15 protein-coding genes are annotated in these 18208 nt (G+C 60.9%); 8 read left to right on the top strand and 7 right to left on the bottom strand.

All coding sequences use genetic code 11. The features are described 5' to 3' along the window. Nucleotides 1–170: 170 nt before the first annotated feature. From ISN39_RS31330 to ISN39_RS36965, 7 genes are all read left to right on the top strand, one after another. The gene (locus ISN39_RS31330; RefSeq protein ID WP_194731775.1) at nucleotides 171–1691 is read left to right on the top strand and encodes an alpha-N-arabinofuranosidase; all 1521 of its coding nucleotides are present in this window, start codon (nucleotides 171–173) and stop codon (nucleotides 1689–1691) included. 61 nt (nucleotides 1692–1752) lie between these two features. After that, nucleotides 1753–2838, top strand: a complete 1086-nt coding sequence (ugpC, locus tag ISN39_RS31325; RefSeq protein WP_194731774.1) for a sn-glycerol-3-phosphate ABC transporter ATP-binding protein UgpC — start codon at nucleotides 1753–1755, stop codon at nucleotides 2836–2838. Nucleotides 2839–2979: 141 nt separating this feature from the next. Further along, complete coding sequence (locus tag ISN39_RS31320) at nucleotides 2980–4248, top strand: ABC transporter substrate-binding protein (protein WP_194731773.1); 1269 nt, start codon at nucleotides 2980–2982, stop codon at nucleotides 4246–4248. Nucleotides 4249–4351: 103 nt separating this feature from the next. Beyond that, nucleotides 4352–5185 (top strand): sugar ABC transporter permease, encoded by an 834-nt coding sequence (locus ISN39_RS31315; RefSeq protein ID WP_194731992.1) that lies wholly within the window; start codon nucleotides 4352–4354, stop codon nucleotides 5183–5185. Nucleotides 5186–5188: 3 nt separating this feature from the next. Next, complete coding sequence (locus ISN39_RS31310; protein ID WP_194731772.1) at nucleotides 5189–6013, top strand: carbohydrate ABC transporter permease; 825 nt, start codon at nucleotides 5189–5191, stop codon at nucleotides 6011–6013. A gap of 165 nt (nucleotides 6014–6178) precedes the next feature. After that, a complete protein-coding gene (locus tag ISN39_RS31305) occupies nucleotides 6179–7102 on the top strand; it encodes a transcriptional regulator (protein ID WP_194731771.1) in 924 nt (307 codons plus the stop codon). 51 nt (nucleotides 7103–7153) lie between these two features. After that, nucleotides 7154–7465: a hypothetical protein gene (locus ISN39_RS36965; protein WP_246763482.1), complete on the top strand. Its 312-nt coding sequence runs from the start codon at nucleotides 7154–7156 to the stop codon at nucleotides 7463–7465. A gap of 788 nt (nucleotides 7466–8253) precedes the next feature. On the opposite strand, the gene ISN39_RS31295 is transcribed toward ISN39_RS36965, so the two are convergent. Further along, nucleotides 8254–9096, bottom strand: coding sequence for a ferredoxin--NADP reductase (locus tag ISN39_RS31295; RefSeq protein ID WP_194731770.1), 843 nt, complete (start codon nucleotides 9094–9096; stop codon nucleotides 8254–8256). Nucleotides 9097–9298: 202 nt separating this feature from the next. Here ISN39_RS31295 and ISN39_RS31290 point away from each other — a divergent pair, with 202 nt between their 5' ends. Further along, nucleotides 9299–10516, top strand: a complete 1218-nt coding sequence (locus ISN39_RS31290; protein ID WP_194731769.1) for an amidohydrolase family protein — start codon at nucleotides 9299–9301, stop codon at nucleotides 10514–10516. Between the two features lie 320 nt (nucleotides 10517–10836). Here the strand turns inward: ISN39_RS31290 and ISN39_RS31285 are convergent, their stop codons facing one another. Genes ISN39_RS31285 through ISN39_RS31260 form a run of 6 tightly spaced genes read right to left on the bottom strand, consistent with a single transcriptional unit; the run spans nucleotide 10837 to nucleotide 18094 of the window. Next, nucleotides 10837–11421 (bottom strand): amino acid synthesis family protein, encoded by a 585-nt coding sequence (locus ISN39_RS31285; protein WP_194731768.1) that lies wholly within the window; start codon nucleotides 11419–11421, stop codon nucleotides 10837–10839. Further along, nucleotides 11418–12002 (bottom strand): amino acid synthesis family protein, encoded by a 585-nt coding sequence (locus tag ISN39_RS31280; protein ID WP_194731767.1) that lies wholly within the window; start codon nucleotides 12000–12002, stop codon nucleotides 11418–11420. The genes ISN39_RS31285 and ISN39_RS31280 overlap by 4 nt, the downstream gene beginning before the upstream one ends. Beyond that, nucleotides 11947–12906 carry a UPF0280 family protein gene (locus ISN39_RS31275; RefSeq protein ID WP_246763481.1) on the bottom strand — a complete coding sequence of 320 codons (960 nt, stop codon included), beginning with the start codon at nucleotides 12904–12906 and terminating at the stop codon, nucleotides 11947–11949. Before ISN39_RS31275 ends, ISN39_RS31280 begins: the two co-directional genes overlap by 56 nt. Nucleotides 12907–12953: 47 nt before the next feature. Continuing rightward, complete coding sequence (locus tag ISN39_RS31270; protein ID WP_194731765.1) at nucleotides 12954–14447, bottom strand: 6-hydroxynicotinate reductase; 1494 nt, start codon at nucleotides 14445–14447, stop codon at nucleotides 12954–12956. A gap of 12 nt (nucleotides 14448–14459) precedes the next feature. Beyond that, a complete protein-coding gene (locus ISN39_RS31265) occupies nucleotides 14460–17246 on the bottom strand; it encodes a molybdopterin cofactor-binding domain-containing protein (RefSeq protein ID WP_194731764.1) in 2787 nt (928 codons plus the stop codon). Then, nucleotides 17243–18094: an FAD binding domain-containing protein gene (locus ISN39_RS31260; protein ID WP_194731763.1), complete on the bottom strand. Its 852-nt coding sequence runs from the start codon at nucleotides 18092–18094 to the stop codon at nucleotides 17243–17245. The genes ISN39_RS31265 and ISN39_RS31260 overlap by 4 nt, the downstream gene beginning before the upstream one ends. Nucleotides 18095–18208: the final 114 nt, after the last annotated feature.

Raw genomic sequence — 18208 nt, 5'->3', positions numbered from 1 at the left:
AGGCACAACACATACCTGGAATCAGCGTTACGCATCGCGGCAAATATGTGCGCCAATCGCACACGCCCACCATATGAAACTGATTTTTTGATACAAAACAAAATCCTTGAAATAAAAAATTTCCGAGTCTAGCTTGCGGAAAAATCAAATTCAATAAACGAGGAACATTCATGCGGGCAAAAGCCACACTCAACCGGGAATTTACGATTTCGACCGTCGACAAGCGGGTCTACGGCTCCTTCCTTGAGCACATGGGCCGGGCCGTTTACACCGGCATCTATGAACCGGGCCATGCGAAGGCGGACAAGGACGGCTTTCGAACCGATGTTCTTGATATGGTGCGCGATCTCGACATGCCGATCGTGCGTTATCCGGGTGGCAATTTCGTCTCGGCCTATCATTGGGAAGACGGTATCGGCCCGCGGGACCAGCGTCCGACCCGGCTTGATCTTGCGTGGCGAACACGTGAAACGAACCAAGTGGGCATCAACGAATTCGCCGACTGGTCGAAGCTTGCCAACACCGAGATGATGCTCGCCATGAACCTCGGCTCGCGCGGCCTGAACGATGCCCGCAACTTCCTCGAATATTGCAATCATCCGGGCGGAACCTACTGGAGCGACCTGCGCGCCAAGCACGGCTACAAGGACCCGCACAATGTCCGTATCTGGTGCCTCGGAAACGAGATGGACGGTCCTTGGCAGGTCGGCCACAAGAGTGCTGCCGAGTACGGCCACCTCGCCAACGAGGTCAGCAAGGCCTTCAAATATTTCGACAAGACCTTGGAGACGGTTGTCTGCGGCTCGTCCAACGACAAGATGAAGAGTTATCCCGAATGGGAGGCGACGGTTCTCGATGCGAGCTATGACAGCGTCGACTACATTTCGTTGCACAAGTACTTCGGCAACGAAGAAGACGACACGCTGAACTATTATGCCAAGGCGATCGAGCTCGATCGCTATATCGTCACCATCGGCGGCGTCATCGACTACATCAAGGCGAAGAAGCGATCGAAGCGCGACGTGAAGATCTGCTTCGACGAATGGAACGTCTGGTATCACGACCGCAAGGAAGACGGCGAGCGTATCGCGAGCTGGGATTGGCCGGAAGCGCCGCCGCTCCTCGAAGAACTCTATAATCTCGAGGATGCGATTTTCGTCGCTTCGCTGATCAATGTCTTCATCCGCCGCTCTGACCGGGTCAAGATCGCCTGCATGGCGCAGCTCGTCAACGTGATTGCGCCGATCCTCACCAAGGCCGGCGGTCCGGCATGGCGCCAGTCGATTTATTATCCGCTGCAATTTGCCTCGAAATACGGTCGCGGCACGGCGCTGACGGTGTCGTCATCCAGCCCGACTTACGACTGCGAGGTCGCGCAGGACGTGCCCTATCTCGATCTGTCGGCGGTGCTGCACGACGATGGCAAGACCATAGCGCTCTTTGCGATCAACCGCAGCCTTGACGAGGCGATGGACCTCAGCGTCGAGCTGCAAGGCTTCAAGGGTCTCAAGATCGTGCAGCATCACGTCATGACCGGCGAGGATCTGAAAGCCAGGAACGCGGTCGAGAACCAGGAGCGCATCGTCCCAAGGTCGGGCACAGGTCTTTCCATCACCGACGAGGGTGCGCTCATCGGGGCCCTGCCGGCAAAATCCTATCATTTCATATTGCTGTCTGTCGCCTCGGCGTGAACTGATTGCCATCGGGGCGGCGGAGGAGCCGCCCCGATCAAAACGACAATCGGGAGGATGCATGTCTGGTATCAAGCTGACGAATGTCAGCAAGTCGTTCGGCTCGTTCAAGGTCATTCATGGCGTCGATATCGAGATCGAACAGGGCGAGTTCGCGGTTTTTGTCGGTCCCTCGGGCTGCGGAAAGTCGACGTTGCTCAGAATGATTGCAGGGCTGGAGGAGACGAGCGGTGGGCAAATCCGCATCGAAAACGACGACGTGACGCACAGGGAAGCCTCCAAGCGCGGCGTGGCGATGGTCTTCCAGTCCTATGCGCTTTATCCGCATCTGTCCGTTTTCGAAAACATGGCGTTCAGCCTGTCGATCGCGCGCCGGCCAAAGGTGGAGATCCAGCAGAAGGTCAAGGCGGCGGCGGACATTCTGCGTCTCGGTGACTATCTGGATCACAAGCCAAGCCAGCTTTCCGGCGGCCAGCGCCAGCGCGTGGCGATCGGCCGGGCGATCGTGCGCGAGCCGCGCGTCTTCCTGTTTGATGAGCCACTGTCCAATCTTGACGCCGAACTGCGCGTAAAGATGCGCATGGAGATCGCCCGCCTGCACCGGCAGATCGGCGCGACCATGGTCTATGTCACGCATGACCAGGTGGAGGCGATGACGCTTGCCGACAAGATCGTCGTGCTGAGGGGAGGCGTCGTCCAGCAGGTCGGCGCGCCGCTCGAGCTCTATCGCGATCCGCAAAACATGTTCGTCGCAGGCTTCATCGGCTCGCCGGGCATGAACTTTCTGAAGGCAAAAGTCGTAAACGCAGGGCAAGGCTTTTTGCGGGTCGAGCTTGAAGACGCGCCCGGCCAGCCGTTCGATCTGCCGACGCGTACGGGTGTTGCTGCCGGCGCATCCGTCCATGTCGGCGTCCGTCCGGAGCATATCGGGCTCGGGGCGGGCGAAGGCACTGTGACGCTTCCGGCCGTGGCCGAGTTCACCGAGGAGCTCGGCGGCACCGGCTACCTGCACATTCTGACTGCGAGTGGCGCGGAAATGACGGTCGAGTGCCGCGACAGCCGCCCGCAGCCCAAGGAAAAGATCCACCTCTCTTTGAGGGTGCCCGAAATGCTGGCCTTCGACAGCGAAAGCAGGAGGCTCAGCTGATAGCCGCAATTCGGGCGTCTGAGCCCGGATTTCGGAAGTGAATGCAGGATGAGGATGCGGGCCTTGGAGGAGGTCTGCGCCCCAGACTGTTCCGGATCGCGAGATGGTCACAACCCATGAATTTATCGAGGAGGAACCGACGTGAAAATACTATTGAAACTGGCCGTTTCGGCGGCAATCGCATTGCTGCCCTCGGCAGCGGCATTCGCACAGACGGATATTACCTGGTGGGATTTCTTAAGCGGAGGTGACGGTATCCGCATGAAGGCGCTCATCAAGGAGTTCAACGACACCCACCCGGACATCAAGATCAACGCGACGACGCTTGAATGGGGCGTTCCCTTCTATACCAAGGTGCAGACGTCGGCAGCCGTCGGCCAGCAGCCCGACATCATGACCTATCATATGTCGCGCTATCCGCTCGCCGTCCCGACCGGCATCCTGCGGCCATTCTCGGATGAAGAGCTCGCTACGGCCGGTATCAAGAAGGAAAACTACGTCGATGCTGCCTGGAAGCAGGCGACGTTTGACAACAAAGTCTATGGCATTCCCTTCGACGTTCATTCGATCGTCCTTTACTACAACAAGACCATTTTGAAAGAGGCCGGGCTGCTGGGCGACGACGGTCTGCCCAAGGGTCTCGACGGGCTCGACAATTTCAATGCCGCGCTCGAGAAGATCAAGGCAACCGGCAAGGTCGAGTATCCGTTGTCGCTGCATACCGACGAAGGCGGTTCGATGTGGCGCGTCTTTTATACCCTGCTTTCACAGCAGGGCGCGAAGTTCATCGATGCAGACGAGATCCTGCCGGGCGATGCCGGCGTCAAGGCGCTGCAGACCATGGCGAACTGGGTCTCCACCGGCTATTCGCCGAAACTGATTTCCTATGAAGCCTCGATTGCGCTTTTCACCTCCGGCAAGGCCGCCATGCATATCAACGGCGTCTGGGAGGTGCCGACCATGGTCGACCTGCAGAAGAACGGCAATCTCGGTTTCGAATGGGGTGCCATCGAAATTCCGAATCTGATGGGTACGCAGGCGACCTGGGCGGACTCGCACTCCTTCGCGATCCCGAACAGCGATGCCAAGCCGATCGCTCCGGAGAAGGTGAAGATTGTACTCGAGATCATCAACTGGATGAACGAGCATAGCATCTCCTGGGCGAGCGCGGGTCACATTCCGGCCTATAAGCCCGTGACCGACAGCAAGGAATTCAAGGAAATGCAGCCGAACGCGACCTATGCGAAGCTCGCAGACACGGCTGCCTTCGATCCGGTCTCCAAACTCGCAGGCGTCGCAGGCCCGATCTACGAAGCGACGCAGAACTTCGTGGTTCCGGCATTGAACGGGCAGCTCGAACCGGAAGACGCGATCGAGCAAATGCGCGAAGAACTGAAGAGCCAGATGTGAGAATTCGTCGGCCGGAGCGACCCTCCGGCCGACGTTTTGCGCTTGAAGGAGATGCTTAGTGTTCAGCAGTGAAAGACAAGGCAAGACGCTGACGGCGATCATCATGATCGCGCCGTTTCTGACCGCCTATCTGGTCGTGTTTGCTTACCCGGTCTACAAGATGTTTGCCTTGAGCTTCACCGACGCGCCACTGATCGGCGTGGGGCAGTGGGTTGGGTTCGGCAACTATGTGAAGCTTTTCGGCCAGAAGCTCTTCTATACGTCCGTGTGGAACACCGGCTATTTCGTCGTGTTGACCGTCATTCCGAACACGCTGATCGGCCTTGGTCTGGCGCTGATGGTCGTGCGGCTGAAGGGCTGGCTGCAGAGCCTGATACTCGTGCTTTTCTTCATCCCCTATATCCTGCCGGTTTCTGTCGTGACCCAGATATGGCAATGGGTGCTCGACCAGCAGTTCGGCATCGCGCAGTACATCATCGAATTCTTCACCGGCAAGCGCATCAGTGTTTTCCGTGATCCCGTCTGGGCCATGCCGATGGTGGCCCTCGTCACGGTCTGGTGGACGAACGGCTTCAACCTTTTGCTTTTCATCGCCGGACTGCGCAATATTCCGCAGGATTATTATGAGGCTGCGATGCTCGACGGTGCGACGCGCCTCCAGTGCTTCCGCCGCATCACCTGGCCGCTGATCTGGCCGGTCACGGCGCTCGTTCTTACGCTCCAGCTTATCCTGCAGCTGAAGATCTTCGACCAGGTCTATCTGATGACCGAAGGCGGACCGTTCAACTCGACCTACGTGCTGCTGCAGCTCGTTTACCGCGAGGCCTTCCGCCTCAATCATGGTGGTGTCGGCTCGGCGGTCGCCGTGATGCTCTTCCTGATCATCGTCGTCGTTTCCGTGCTGCAATACCAGCTTCTGCGCGTAAGGGAGCGCTGACACATGCCCGGCAAGACCATCGGCAACGCGCTTCTTCTCGTCCTGACCCTGTGCATCGCCTGCATGTGGGCATTCCCGATCTATTGGGCGATCGTCACATCGATCAAGCCCGAGCAGGAGGTGGTATCGAAAACCACCTTCATTCCCGACGTCTTCAACTTTTCGGCCTATTACTTTGCGCTTTTCAATACCAATCTCGCCACCTGGTACATGAATTCGATCGTGACCTCCGTCACCGTTACGATCGTCGTGATCGTGATCAGCGTGATGTGCGCCTACGCGCTGTCGCAGATCGTCTTTCCGGGCCGCAAACTGCTCTATGGCATCATCCTAGCGAGCTTCATGGTGCCGTCGCAGGCTCTTGTGGTATCGCAGTTCGTGCTCATGCACCGGCTGGGCCTGATCAACACCTGGGGTGGCATCATTCTGCCGCAACTGGTCGTTCCGGTGGTCGTCATCGTCTACAAGCAGTTCTTCGATTCCGTTCCTAAGGAATTGCGCGAAGCGGCAAAGCTCGACGGCTGCGGGGAATTCCAGATCCTCTTCAAGCTCTATCTGCCGCTGAACTGGGGAATTACCACGGCACTTGCGATCATTACCTACATCATGGCCTGGAACGCCTTCTTGTGGCCCTTCCTTGTCACGAGCTCGGAGGACATGATGACGGTTACCGTCGGCATTACCCAGATCAGCGATGCCTTCGGCGTCAAATATGCCCGTGACATGGCCGTCGCGATCCTCGCCGCCATGCCCGTCGCAGTTGCCTATCTGCTCTTCCAGAAGCGCGTTACGCAGGCGCTGATGCTCTCTTCGGGCATCAAGGGGTAGACGAGTGAAGAACACCTTTCGGGCCGAGGTGAGAAGGCCCAGCCGGTCCGCGGCAGCTCTCCCAAGGCGCGGGCCGGCACCTATAGAAAAGGCGGCGACACCGGCAACCCTGCATGGTATCAGCGAAGTACAGCCGAGAAAGACTCGAGAACCAAGTAGTAGAGCATGGAGACTAAGCTTCTAACCGTCGATCCGATGAAGGATGCCGAAGTCGTACAGGCCCTCGGTTCACCGACGCGTATCGAAATCCTCAACCTGCTGCGCCAGAAAGGTCCCTTGAATGTGAACGACATCGCCGGTCACATGGGCTTGCCGCAATCGACGGCGGCGACCAACTTGAAGGCGCTGGAACAGGCAGGGCTGATACAGACGCAGACGATGAAGGCGACGAAAGGTAATCAGAAGGTCTGCTCCTGCATCTACGACGAAATTCTGATCCGTTTCGACGCCAGTGGCACAAAGTCTGCGGAAGACGTCGTAACCGTCAGCATGCCGATCGGGCTTTTCACGGAGTTCGAAGTGGAGGCGCCCTGCGGCCTGTGCTCGGTCAACAACGTCATCGGCATGCTGGACGTGCAGGAAGTCTTCCTCGACCCGCAGCGCATGCAGGCCGCACTTTTGTGGTTCACCCGCGGCTATGTGGAGTACAAATTTCCGAACAATGCCAAGGTCACGGGCCGAAAGATCCGCAAGGTGGAGTTTTCGGCGGAGCTCAGCTCCGAGACGCCGGCGACCAATGCCAACTGGCCATCCGACATTTCGATCTGGGTGAATGGCATCAAGGCCGGCCACTGGACGTCACCGGGCGATTTCGGCGACCGGCGCGGCATGTACTCGCCGGCCTGGTGGAAACTCAGCGGCTCGCAATACGGCAAGCTCAAGACCTGGACGATCGACGACAAGGGAACCTGGATCGATGGTGCGATGGTCTCGCCACAGACGATTGCCTCGCTCGGCATTGCCGATCATCATTCCATTCGCTTTCGTATCGGCATTGACGAGAAGGCGGACAATCCGGGCGGCATGAATATTTTTGGCAAGGGCTTCGGGGATTTCGACCAGGACCTGGTGATGTCGATCTACTTTTGAGCAAACCGCGGAAAAGGAAGGGGCTCGCCTCCTGTCATGTCGGCGAGCCCCATGAATGTCATCGACTTGGTCGAGTTCGGTGACAGCAGACAAACGCAGCTTTCGGCAAAAAAGTTCCCGTTCGGCGGGGGTGCCGATGAGCATACTTCTTGCGCCAGTTATAGAAGGTCGCATCCGAAATCCCTCCATTGCGGCAGACACGGCCGGCATGGCTTCAAGCTGAACCCGCAGGCCTTGAACACCATCCCTGATTTCGAGCAGGAGGATCGCCCGCGACAACTACAAGACCCAGCGACGAATTTCTGGCTGACCATCGTCCTGATGTTCGTCGGCGCCGTCCAGGCGGGCGCAGCGGGCATATGAGGCATGGTGGCCAAAAGCGGAGGTCCAGAAGGCTACTCCGGCACAGGTCCGGAATGCGGACGGTCCATAGGACTGTCTATGCGACGGTCCGGTTGCAATGCCCTGCCCCGTCCGTTGTAACGCTTCTGCAAAAAAGTTACAATGGAGGCAGCCCCGGCTCGACATCCGTCCTCGCTGTCTCCGGACGGTCCCTACGACATCCCATCTTGTTCCCTATCCTCTCGCCGGTTATACCGTTTTTGAAAAACAGTATAACGCCGGAGTCGAGCTTGCGCTGGCTGACCGACATCGCTTCCGGCCATGGCGGCAGGGATGGCCTCCATCGTCACAAGGCCAACGGCAGCGACGACCAAGACGGCGCGGAGTTGAGACGGCATAACACAATTCCTTCGCTGGCGTCGCGCCTTCTGATTTTGGCCGCGGCACGGTCATTCAACTCAAAAAAGCCTTGTCGCCGACGCGGCGCGAATTGATGTCCCGTGCTTGCGAATCTTCTAAAGTGGCAGACTAGCGACCGTCAAGTTCGACAATGCGCATGATATACTCAGCGTTTCTTGCCTTGTAGACAACGTCTCGTAGTGTTTCGTCTCCACAGGCATTCGCGTTCGTCAGTCTTCGAACACGCGGCACGGTCCTGTCATCGGGATACGTCCTTCAGGAACGGCGGTGATGCCTGCAATGTTTCGACGATGGACTCACATGAAGGCGCGGACCCGCACATGATGGGATCCAGCTCTCGACTGCCAAGCGTTCAGTTTCTGTCGGGTGCCGGATAATCGCGTTTGAAGTCAACCGACGAATGCCCGTTCGACGACATAAGTGGCCGGCGCATGGTTGGCGCCTTCGACGAGCCCGAAGGATTTAAGAACCGTCTTGCTGTCCTTCAGCATTTCCATCGAGCCGCAGATCATGGCGCGGTCCTGCGTCGGATCGAAGAGCGGCAGCCCAGTTTCGCGAAAGAAAGCTCCGCTGCGGATGAGATCGGTGACGCGGCCCATGCGGGGGAACGCTTCGCGTGTCGTCGTCGTATGGAGGCGTAGTTTCTCGCTTGCTGCTTCGCCAATCAGCGGATCGTGTTTAAGTCCGTCTACCAGTTCGGTGATGTAGGTGAGTTCGGCGACTTCTCGGCAGGTCTGCACGAGGATCACTTCCTCGAACTTCTCATAGGTGTCCGGATCGCGGATAAGGCTCGCGAATGGCGCGACGCCTGTTCCGGTCGAGAAGAGGTAGAGCCGCTTGCCCGGCAGCAGGGCATCGAGCACCAGCGTGCCGGTCGGTTTCTTGCGCATCAGCACCGTGTCCCCGGGAATGATCTTCTGCAGGTGTTCGGTGAACGGCCCGCCCTGCACCTTGATCGAAAGGAATTCGATCTCCTCGTCCCAAGAGGGGCTGGCCATCGAATAGGCGCGGAACATCGGCTTCACCGCATTTGGCAGGCCGATCATGACGAATTCGCCGGAGCGGAAGCGAAAGCTTGGGGGCCTGGTGATGCGGAAATGGAACAGCCGGTCGGTGTAGTGCTTCACCGCCGTCACGGTCTGAGCAAAGATGTCTGCCGGGGCTGGAGACTTCGGCCTGTCGGCGTCCTGCTTCTCTCCTGCGCCGGTTTTGCCGGTCGATTGCGTGGTCATCCGGGTTTCCCGTTCCATCGGCAATAATTTGTTTGTGTACGAATGAAATGGAAATCCGAAACGGCGCTTTTGTCAATAAAGGATTTGGGCTCGACAGAAATTTCCGGCAAAGTTAGCATTCGTGTGCAAATTGGATCGCCGAACCGTGCCGCAGATAAATTTCGCCGGATCCGGCGTGCAACAATCAAGGAAGGGGACGAAAATGGCTGATGTAGCGGGCGGAAACGAAAAGGCTGGCAGGCTGGTCATCAAGAATATCGGCCTGATCCTTTCCGGCAAGATCGAGCAGCCGATCCTCGACGGGGACTGCATCGTTTGCGACGACGGGATTATCACCGCCGTAGGTTATGAGAAGGACATCGACACGGAAGGCGCCAAGACGATCGTCGACGCCAGGGCGACGACAGTCGCCCCCGGGCTCATCGACAGCCACGTCCACCCGGTGATCGGTGACTACACACCGCGCCAGCAGCAACTGAACTGGATCGACTCGACGCTCAACGGCGGTGTAACGACGATGATCTCGGCTGGCGAAGTGCACGCACCCGGCCGTCCGCGCGACATCGTCGGCCTCAAAGCGCATGCGATTGCCTCGCAGCGGTTCTACGAAAATTTCCGCCCCTCAGGGGTCAAGGTTCATGCCGGTGCGCCGGTCATCGAGACGGGCATGGTCGAACAGGATTTCAAGGATCTGGCGGAGGCCGGCGTCAAGCTGCTCGGCGAAGTCGGTCTTGGCAGCGTCAAGGACGCCGCCAATGCCAAGCAGATGGTGGCCTGGGCGCGCAAGTACGGCATCCAGAGCACAATTCACACTGGTGGTCCTTCGATTCCCGGCTCGGGCCTGATCGACAAGGATGTGGTGCTGGAGGCGGATACCGATGTGGTCGGCCATCTGAACGGCGGGCATACGGCGCTGCCGGACGACCAGATCGTCTGCATCTGCGAGCGCTGCATGCGGGGTCTCGAGATCGTTCACAACGGAAACGAGCGTGCAGCGCTGCTGACCGTCAACACGGCGCGTGAACTCAAGAAGCTCGATCAGGTCATTCTCGGCACCGATGGACCGGCGGGTTCCGGCGTGCAGCCGCTCGGCATCCTGCGCATGGTGTCGTTGGTCGCTAGTCTTTCCGACACGCCGGCGGAGGTGGCCTTCTGTTTCGCCACCGGCAATACGGCCCGCCAGCGCAATCTCGACTGCGGCGTCATCGAGCCCGGCAGGACGGCCGACTTCGTCATCATGGACCGGGCCCAGCATGCGCCAGGCGCGACCCTCCTCGAGTCCGTGAAGCTCGGCAACCTGCCCGGGATCGGCATGACAGTCATCGACGGCGTAATCCGGACGCAGCGAAGCCGCAACACGCCGCCGCCCACGGCGGTGCCGGAGATCGTCTTCGGCCGGTATGCCCAGTATGGGGGCTGACTCAGCGTCGGTCTTCAGGCGCACTTAGATCGCCGCAGCGCTTTGAAGTGCCGAGTGGTTCATGAAAGCAGGTGACTTGAGATTGATATTGTCGCATCGCTAGGGAATCCCCGCATTTTGTCTATATTTGGCGCTTGAACCCGGGTGCTCTCCCATACCAGCTTCTCCACACGTCACGATCAGACCACTTCGCACCGTCTTCCCTGTCGAGGCCCCGAGTGAGGAAAGGCGTGGGCGGGTTTTCGCAGGCACGACACCTTAACCTTTTAGATCGTTCACATTTATGATTTTTGGGCGGAATGGATCAAAATCACCGTGATCTAGCGCAGTCCGTCCTTGCCTTCGATCTCGTCCACCTTCAGGCCGCCGACGCGGGCAAAAGGCCGGCCGCTGTCCGTGACGGCGACCGCGACCATGATCTCGTCGGCGCGCGGGGAATCGTTTAGGCTTACCTCCATGCCGTCGAAGTGTGAGCGGACGAAGGCTGCATCCTTGTGGCCGAGGGGTATGTCGAGTGTCTGGCCAGGCCCGCCACGCTTCTTCGACGACGGGACCAGGGCCGCGCCTTTCTCGACGGCGGCGCGAAGCGGCTTGCCCATGGCGGGATGCAGTAGGGCGGCGGCATGTTCCAGCTCGCCGTCCTCGCCGACCATGGCTGCCTTGCCGTAGCTCTCGGCCTCGGAGGGCTCAATGCCCAATGCCACCACACATTTCTCCCCCAGCAGGCCGCCGAGTTCTGCGCCGATATCGATCAGCGGCGTCAGGTCCTCGACATAGCGTCCGGCAAAGGGGTTGCGGATAACCGCAATTGCGGCCGCCTTGCGGGTCGGTGGCGAAACCGTCCGGCCCATTTCAGAATGGGTTTCCTCGAGAAAAACGGCGAGTTTACGGATTTCGGCTTTCATCTCAGTCCATCCTCTCCCTTGATGTCTTCTGCTTTTAGGCCGCCGACGCGGGCGTGAATGCGCCCGCCGGTGGTCATTACCAGCGCCAGTACGATCTCGTTAGCGCGCGGTGCGTCGGCAAGGCCGACCTCCATGGCGTCGAAATGGCTGCGGACATAGGACGCATTGACATGGGTTACCGGAACGTCGAGCCGCGTGCCGGCGGCGCCGACTTTCTTCGTCGAGGGAACGATCGCCTTGGCGTTGCCCAATGCCTCGCGCATGGCATAGCCGCCCGGCACATGCCATAGGGCGCCATGTTCCAGTTCGCCGGCCTGACCGACAATCGCGCCCTTGCCATAGCCCTCGATCGCGTCCGCGTCGCCGCCGAGCGCTTCTATCAGCCGCCTCGCCATGTCGAGGCCGAGAGGCTCCAGATCTTTCATGAAGCCCTGAATATCCTCATGATAGGCGCCCGCGAACGGATTTTCGATAACGGCAAGCACGGCGCCGCGCTTCAGCGGCTTTGCAGGTGGCGTGCCGCCTTCATGGCGGATTTCCTCCACCGCCGTAAGGATTTTCCTGATCTTTGGTTCGGCCATGGCTGACGTGCTCCGTTGCGTTGATTGTGATTCCGGTGGAGTCCTGATCGCACGCCATTGCCAGGCGCCCCTGATCCTGAAGAAAAAGCGCGGCTCTTTCGATGAAACCGAGCGCTATGAAGCGTTCAGCTTCCGCGCCGCCGCGTGACAGGGCTTCCTCGACCTCGTTGGATGCCAGCCTGCCGCAATTGCGGACCACGAGCCTTGTTCCGAGATCGCTGTCGTCGCGGACATCGACGGCGCGGACGCGTTCGATTGCGGGATGGCCGGGAAGATCGACGGCATTGGCGATGAGCGTCGCGGCGGCATCCGCCTCGGCCGCGGTGCGGGCAATGACGGTAACGGATTCGGCAATGCCGAGCGAGAGGCTGCGGCCCCCCCTGCCGCTGGTGGCGATACCGCGGCTCTGGCAGGCGGCCTTCAGCTCGAAATGGCCAAGCGAAACGTTGTCTAGCCGCGCGAGGCGGACGCGGAAGGAGGCGTCACCGTGGAGATGGACAGCGATGTCGCCGCCATTGTTGACGTAGATCCGGGCCGGTCTTTCGACCGGTGAAAAAGCGGCAACCATTGACTCTAGAATCTCCTCCGCGACGGCGCCGGCAACGGCGGCCATCGGTGTTATGAAACGGTATCGCGAAAGCGGCTTCACTGCCGCGACCATCCGTCTGGCGACGCTTCCGCCGGGATCGGACATGTCCGGATCCGCTTCGGCGCGAAGCAGCGGCAGCTCCGACGTCAGCTCCTCAAGCACCGTTTCGAACCTCGCCGTTGCGACGTCGAAGGCACGGGCGCGCATATCTGCCGCGTTGCGACGCAGGCGACCGCCGTCATCGGCGCCGATGACGAGGTCGATCGGGCCGTGCTGCAGATGCAGCCTGCCACCCGATCCGTCTTGATCCGGCAAGTATCTCGCCTGAGGACCCAAGGTTCGTCACTCCGTCGCTATCCGTGTCATGCCTGCCACTTGAAGTTTTGCCTTTCGGTTGGCCAGGGTGCGTCCTGGCGCTGAGCGACCTTGCGTTCCGCCACCTTCAGCGCCTCCTCGATCGGTACGACCGCTTCCATATGGCCGCCGAGCGCACGGTAGTCGTCAAGCCGCATAGTGAATTCGATTGGCGCGACGAGTGCGGGGGTCGGCACGTAGCCGAAGGAATTGGCCGGCATCTGCGTCACGTCTGCCATCACGGTAATGCCGCCGCCGGGCCAGACATAGGCCGGCGCGCCGCCGCACGATACGTAGGTCAGTGCGTCCTTGACCGAGCGGGTGAGCTGCACCGGATTGCGCGTGACCCCTGCGCGCAAGCTGCCTCCGGCGCCGCCCATGAAAAGCACCGAGCAGACGGCCGGCTCGCAATTTTCGGCGATCTGCTCGACCGACAAGCGGATATCGTCCGGCAGGCTCGTCTGGAGAGCGGGCACGAGGTTTTCGTCGAGAATGTAGTAGCCATATTGCTCGCCCGTGGTGGAGACCATCAGGAGGCGCAGGCCGGGATAGGCGGTCTTGGGATCGAACGCGCCGAGGATCGAGAGCGGATCGGAAATGTTGGTGCCGCCCCAGCCGGTGCCGGGCTCTGCCACCTGGAAATAGCGACCCGGGGTTGAACGGCGGCCCTTGATCCTGATGCCGGTCGCTGGGATGTTGAGCACGCGGCCCGCCTGGTGTTCGGAAAGAACGCCGGTGATGTGGTCGTCGACCACGACAACCTCGTCCACATGCCGGGCCCATTGCTTGGCAAACATGCCGATCGTCGCCGAGCCGCAGCCGACGCGCATTCGCTGTTCCTCGACGCCGTTGATGACCGGTGCCGTACCCGCCTTGACGACGATCCCAGCGCCGCCGTCGATCGTCATCGCCACGGCCTCGCCGTTGCAGAGTCGCAGAAGTGCGTCGCAGGTGAGGCGGCCCTCCTTCTTGGTCCCGCCGGTCAGGTGATGGACGCCGCCGAGCGAGAGCATCTGTGAGCCGTATTCTCCGGTCGTGACATGGCCAACCGGCTCGCCTTCAACGCGCACGGCCGAGGTTTCAGGGCCGAGATAGCGGTCGGTATCGATCTTCACCTTGGCGCCGCAATAGCTGAAGATGCCTTCGGTGACGACCGTCACCATGTCGACGCCGCGTTCTTGCTGCGAGACGATGAAAGGGGCAGGCTTGTAGTCCGGGTAGGTGGTGCCGGCGCCGACGGCGGTGACGAAGGAGCGCTTCGCCTGAACAAGATCGCCGTCCCAGTCCTTGTCTTCGGCGCCTGGCAGGAAGGAAACGAGCTGGCCGCCATTGTCCTTCCGGTTCTCGATGATCGTTAGGGGATCGACGCGAATGAGGTCGCCGCCGACATTGGCGTAGCGGTCGCAGGCGCCGGATTTGCCCTCTGAAATGTAACACATCACGGGGCAGGCATCGCAGCGGATCTTGCCGTCGATTGTGCTTTCGATCACTTGTTTGACCATTGGGATTTCCCGTCAGTTCTTCACTACGGTGCGGATCGCCGCCATCACCTTCGCCGGCGTCGCTGGCAGGTGGTGGATGCGCACGCCCGCAGCATCGCGGATTGCGTTGAGGATCGCCGGCGCAGTCGGGATCAGTACATGCTCCCCGAGCCCCTTGGCGCCGTAAGGCCCATGGCCGTCCTCGACCTCGACGATCAGGGTCTCGACGGGCGGAATGTCGCCGAAGGTCGGGATGAGGTAATCGTGCAGGTTCTCGGTGCGTCCCGGAACGAATTCCTCCATCAGCGCAAAACCCACACCCTGAGCGATGCCGCCCTGGATCTGTCCCTCGATCAGCAGCGGGTTGATGGCCCTGCCGACGTCATGGGCGGCGGTGAACTTCCGCAGCTTAACCGTGCCGAGCGCCATGTCGACACTGAGTTCGACCAGTTGCGCGGCATAGCCGAAGACCGCGTAGGGATCGCCCTGGCCGTTCTCGTCGAGCGGTCTTGTCGGCGGGTCGTAGCTTTCCTCGGCCATGAGGACGTAGCCGTCCGCGTCGGCAGGCAGGGCTTCGCCAAGGTGAACCGTCCGGCGCACCTCGCCGTCGGCGAGGCGGATGACGCCGTTGCCGATCTTAATCTCGGCATCGCCCGAGACATTGCCGAGCCTTAGGATCTGTGTTCTCAGCGCTTCGCCACAAAGCCTAGCCGCATTGCCAGAAACATAGGTCTGTCGGGAGGCGGAGGTCTTGCCGGCATCGGGCGTCAGGTCGGTATCCGGGCCGACGAGCATGCAGGCAGAGACAGGCACACCCAGCGTGGTCGCGAAAATCTGGGCGATAACGGTGTTCGAACCCTGGCCGATATCGGTTGCGCCCTGGTGCAGGACGATGGTGCCATCGGCGCGAATGCCGGCTTTGATGATCGAGGGATTGGGCAGCGAGGTGTTGCCGCAGCCGTACCAGCCGGACGCGATGCCGATGCCCCAGCGCAACGGGCTGCCGGAACGCGCGGCTTCGGCGTTGAGATCCTTTGCTTCCGCGACGGCGCGATCCCAGGCCGGTTGCAGGGCCTCCAGACAGGCGCCGATGCCGACGCCCTTGTCGAAGATCTGGCCCGTTACCGTCGGCTGGCCGTTGTCGAGTGCGTTAAGCCGGCGCAGTTCCAGGCGGTCCATGCCAAGCTTCAGCGCCAGTTCGTCGAGCAGGGACTCCTGTGCCACTGCCGCCTGCGGCACGCCGAATCCGCGGAAGGCGCCGGATGGCGGACAGTGCGTGTGGATCGCCCTGCTCCGTGCGCGATAGTTCTCGATGAAGTAGGGGCCGGAGGCGTGCACCGGCACGCGGTTGGCGACCGTCGGCCCCCAGGAGGCATAGGCGCCGGTGTTGAAATCGCCGTTGAACTCAAGCGCAGTGATCTTTCCGTCTCGCGTCGCACCGATGCGGATCGTGATCTCGCTGGGGTGGCGCTTTGTGGTGGACTGCATGGATTCGGTGCGGGAATAGGCCATGCGCACCGGCCGGTTGGTGAGCCAGGCGGCAAGACCGATATAGGGCTGGATGGAAAGATCGAGCTTGGAGCCGAAGCCACCGCCGCAGGCCGAAGGCACCACGCGCACGGCCTCCGGCGACAGCCCCATGATCTCGGCTATGCTGTCGCGGTCCATGAAGGGTGCCTGCGTGCAGCCATAGATTTCCAACCGATTGCCAATGCGGATAGCATAGCCGGCTTCCGGCTCGATATAGGCGTGTTCGACGAAACCGGTTGCAAAATCGCCCTCGATGACGATGTCGGCGGCGGTGAAGCCGGCTTCGACATCCCCACGCTTGACGAAACCGCTGCACATCACGTTGCCCGCGCGGTTCCCGTGGAGGACGGCTGCCTCCGGCAAAAGCGCTTCTGCGACAGTCATTGCCGGCTTGCGCTCTTCCCAGGCGATCGGGAAACACTCGAGATCGAGTGCGGCGATCGCGTTCGCCTCACCGACAACGGCCGCGACGGCCTCGCCCCGGAAGCGCGCGACTCCCTCGGCAAAGACCGGCTGGTCGGCAAAGGGCGGGATGACGCCGAAGCAGTTCTTGCCGGGAATGTCTTTGGCCGTCAGCACCAGCTCAACACCGGGATTGGCGTCGCGCCAGGCCTTCAGATCGCCGAAAGCGAAAGCCGCATGCGGATAAGGCGAGCGGATGACGCGAAGCGACCGCGCATCGTTGGGTGCAACATCATCGCCGAAGGCCTCGTGGCCCATGACCTTTGCAAGCCCGTCGATGCGGGCAATCGCCGCGCCGACGCCGCCCTCGGTTAGCGTTGCGGGTCTTGCGAGCGCGCCGCCGGCATCCAGGATCGCGTCGATGATCTTGCGGTAACCGGTGCAGCGGCACAGCACGCCGCCGAGCGCATCTTGAACAACGGTCTCGTTCAGCTGCGTACAGGAGCGCAGCAGCGCGGTTGCCGTAACGATTATGCCCGGCGTGCAGATGCCGCACTGGGCGGCGCCGTGCCGCTGGAAGGCTTCGGCGAGACCTTTTGCGACCGCATCCGTGTCGACAAGCCCACGCAGCGTCTCGACCGCACGGCCATTGGCCTGCGCCGACGCTGTGGTGCATGAGCAGACGGGCTCGCCGTCGAGTAGTACGGTGCAGGCGCCGCAGTCGCCGGCGTTGCAGCCGATCTTGACGTCCTTGCAGCCGAATTCCTCGCGCAGCGTTTCGGAAAGCCGGCGCGCGGGATGGACATGGGCAGCGACGGCTTCGCCGTCGAGGGTGAAATTAACTGCAACGGCATTCGCCGCGATCTTGGCTTCAGCGATCTGGTTCATGCCGCAAGCTCCCAGGCTGTCGCAAGCGCAGCGCGCAAAGCGCGGCGGAGCAGCTCTGTTGCTGCTTCGAGCCGATAGGCGCGATCGGCGCGGACGTCGTCGATCGGCGAAAGGACGGAAAGGTGGCGCAGTTCGACGACTGACGCCAGGATCTCGCCGTTCATCGGCTGGCCCGCAAGCTCGCTCTCCAGTGCCTTTATGCGGCGGGCGATCGGCGAGCAGGCACCGACGGCGATTCTCGCCCGCGCGACGCGGCCCGACCCGTCGGCTTCGAGCAGAACGGCAACCATGGCGATGGAGATCACCAGATATCTGCGGGCACCGAGCTTGAGGAAGGCGGAAGCGGCGTTCCGGTGCGGCACGAGGATGGCAGTTACCAGTTCGCCGGGGCGCATAACAGTCCTGCGAACGCCCGTTATGAAGGCAGACAATGGAACGGTGCGCCGCCCCTCGCATGAGGCAATTTCGACCTCGGCGTCGAGCGTCAAAAGCGGCGGCACGCCATCGGCGGCCGGTGAAGCGTTGCAGATGTTGCCGCCGATCGTACCGGCGTTCTGAACCTGCAGCGCACCCACTTCGCGAGCGGCAGCCTGCAGGCCATGGAAGAGTGGGGGAAGGTTTGCGCGAGCCACATCGCTCCAGGTGGTGACCGCACCGAGGCGCCAGCCATCGCCTTCCCTTCGGATTGTACGAAGCTCGTCAATACGGGAAATATCGATCAGATCGCGCGTCGCCGGGCGGTCGCGAAGGGCAGGGTAATAGTCGGTGCCGCCGGCTAGCACGTCATGCTGGCCAGATGCGAGAATCGCGACGGCCTCCTCGCAGCTCCGCGGAGTGTAATAGCGCATCTCTGTTCCCAATTTTTTATTTGTATACGAATAAGTATCGGATGACATCCCTACGCTGTCAAGCGCGCTTTTGGAGTGATGCCCCCAAGCTTGACGGGATGAATATGGGCGTTA

Origin of the sequence: Rhizobium sp. 007, assembly GCF_015353075.1 — a bacterium.
Classification (GTDB): Bacteria; Pseudomonadota; Alphaproteobacteria; order Rhizobiales; family Rhizobiaceae; genus Rhizobium.
This window is presented reverse-complemented; position numbering and strand designations above follow the sequence as displayed.

What these genes read in the sequence shown, in the direction of transcription:
- ISN39_RS31315 (WP_194731992.1), top strand. Translation starts at nt 4,352, where the DNA reads ATGATCGCGCCGTTTCTGACCGCCTATCTGGTCGTGTTTGCTTACCCG.
- ISN39_RS31265 (WP_194731764.1), bottom strand. Translation starts at nt 17,246, where the DNA reads ATGAACCAGATCGCTGAAGCCAAGATCGCGGCGAATGCCGTTGCAGTT.
- ugpC (WP_194731774.1), top strand. Translation starts at nt 1,753, where the DNA reads ATGTCTGGTATCAAGCTGACGAATGTCAGCAAGTCGTTCGGCTCGTTC.
- ISN39_RS31285 (WP_194731768.1), bottom strand. Translation starts at nt 11,421, where the DNA reads ATGAAAGCCGAAATCCGTAAACTCGCCGTTTTTCTCGAGGAAACCCAT.
- ISN39_RS36965 (WP_246763482.1), top strand. Translation starts at nt 7,154, where the DNA reads ATGAATGTCATCGACTTGGTCGAGTTCGGTGACAGCAGACAAACGCAG.
- ISN39_RS31305 (WP_194731771.1), top strand. Translation starts at nt 6,179, where the DNA reads ATGGAGACTAAGCTTCTAACCGTCGATCCGATGAAGGATGCCGAAGTC.
- ISN39_RS31270 (WP_194731765.1), bottom strand. Translation starts at nt 14,447, where the DNA reads ATGGTCAAACAAGTGATCGAAAGCACAATCGACGGCAAGATCCGCTGC.
- ISN39_RS31290 (WP_194731769.1), top strand. Translation starts at nt 9,299, where the DNA reads ATGGCTGATGTAGCGGGCGGAAACGAAAAGGCTGGCAGGCTGGTCATC.
- ISN39_RS31280 (WP_194731767.1), bottom strand. Translation starts at nt 12,002, where the DNA reads ATGGCCGAACCAAAGATCAGGAAAATCCTTACGGCGGTGGAGGAAATC.
- ISN39_RS31310 (WP_194731772.1), top strand. Translation starts at nt 5,189, where the DNA reads ATGCCCGGCAAGACCATCGGCAACGCGCTTCTTCTCGTCCTGACCCTG.
- ISN39_RS31295 (WP_194731770.1), bottom strand. Translation starts at nt 9,096, where the DNA reads ATGACCACGCAATCGACCGGCAAAACCGGCGCAGGAGAGAAGCAGGAC.
- ISN39_RS31260 (WP_194731763.1), bottom strand. Translation starts at nt 18,094, where the DNA reads ATGCGCTATTACACTCCGCGGAGCTGCGAGGAGGCCGTCGCGATTCTC.
- ISN39_RS31330 (WP_194731775.1), top strand. Translation starts at nt 171, where the DNA reads ATGCGGGCAAAAGCCACACTCAACCGGGAATTTACGATTTCGACCGTC.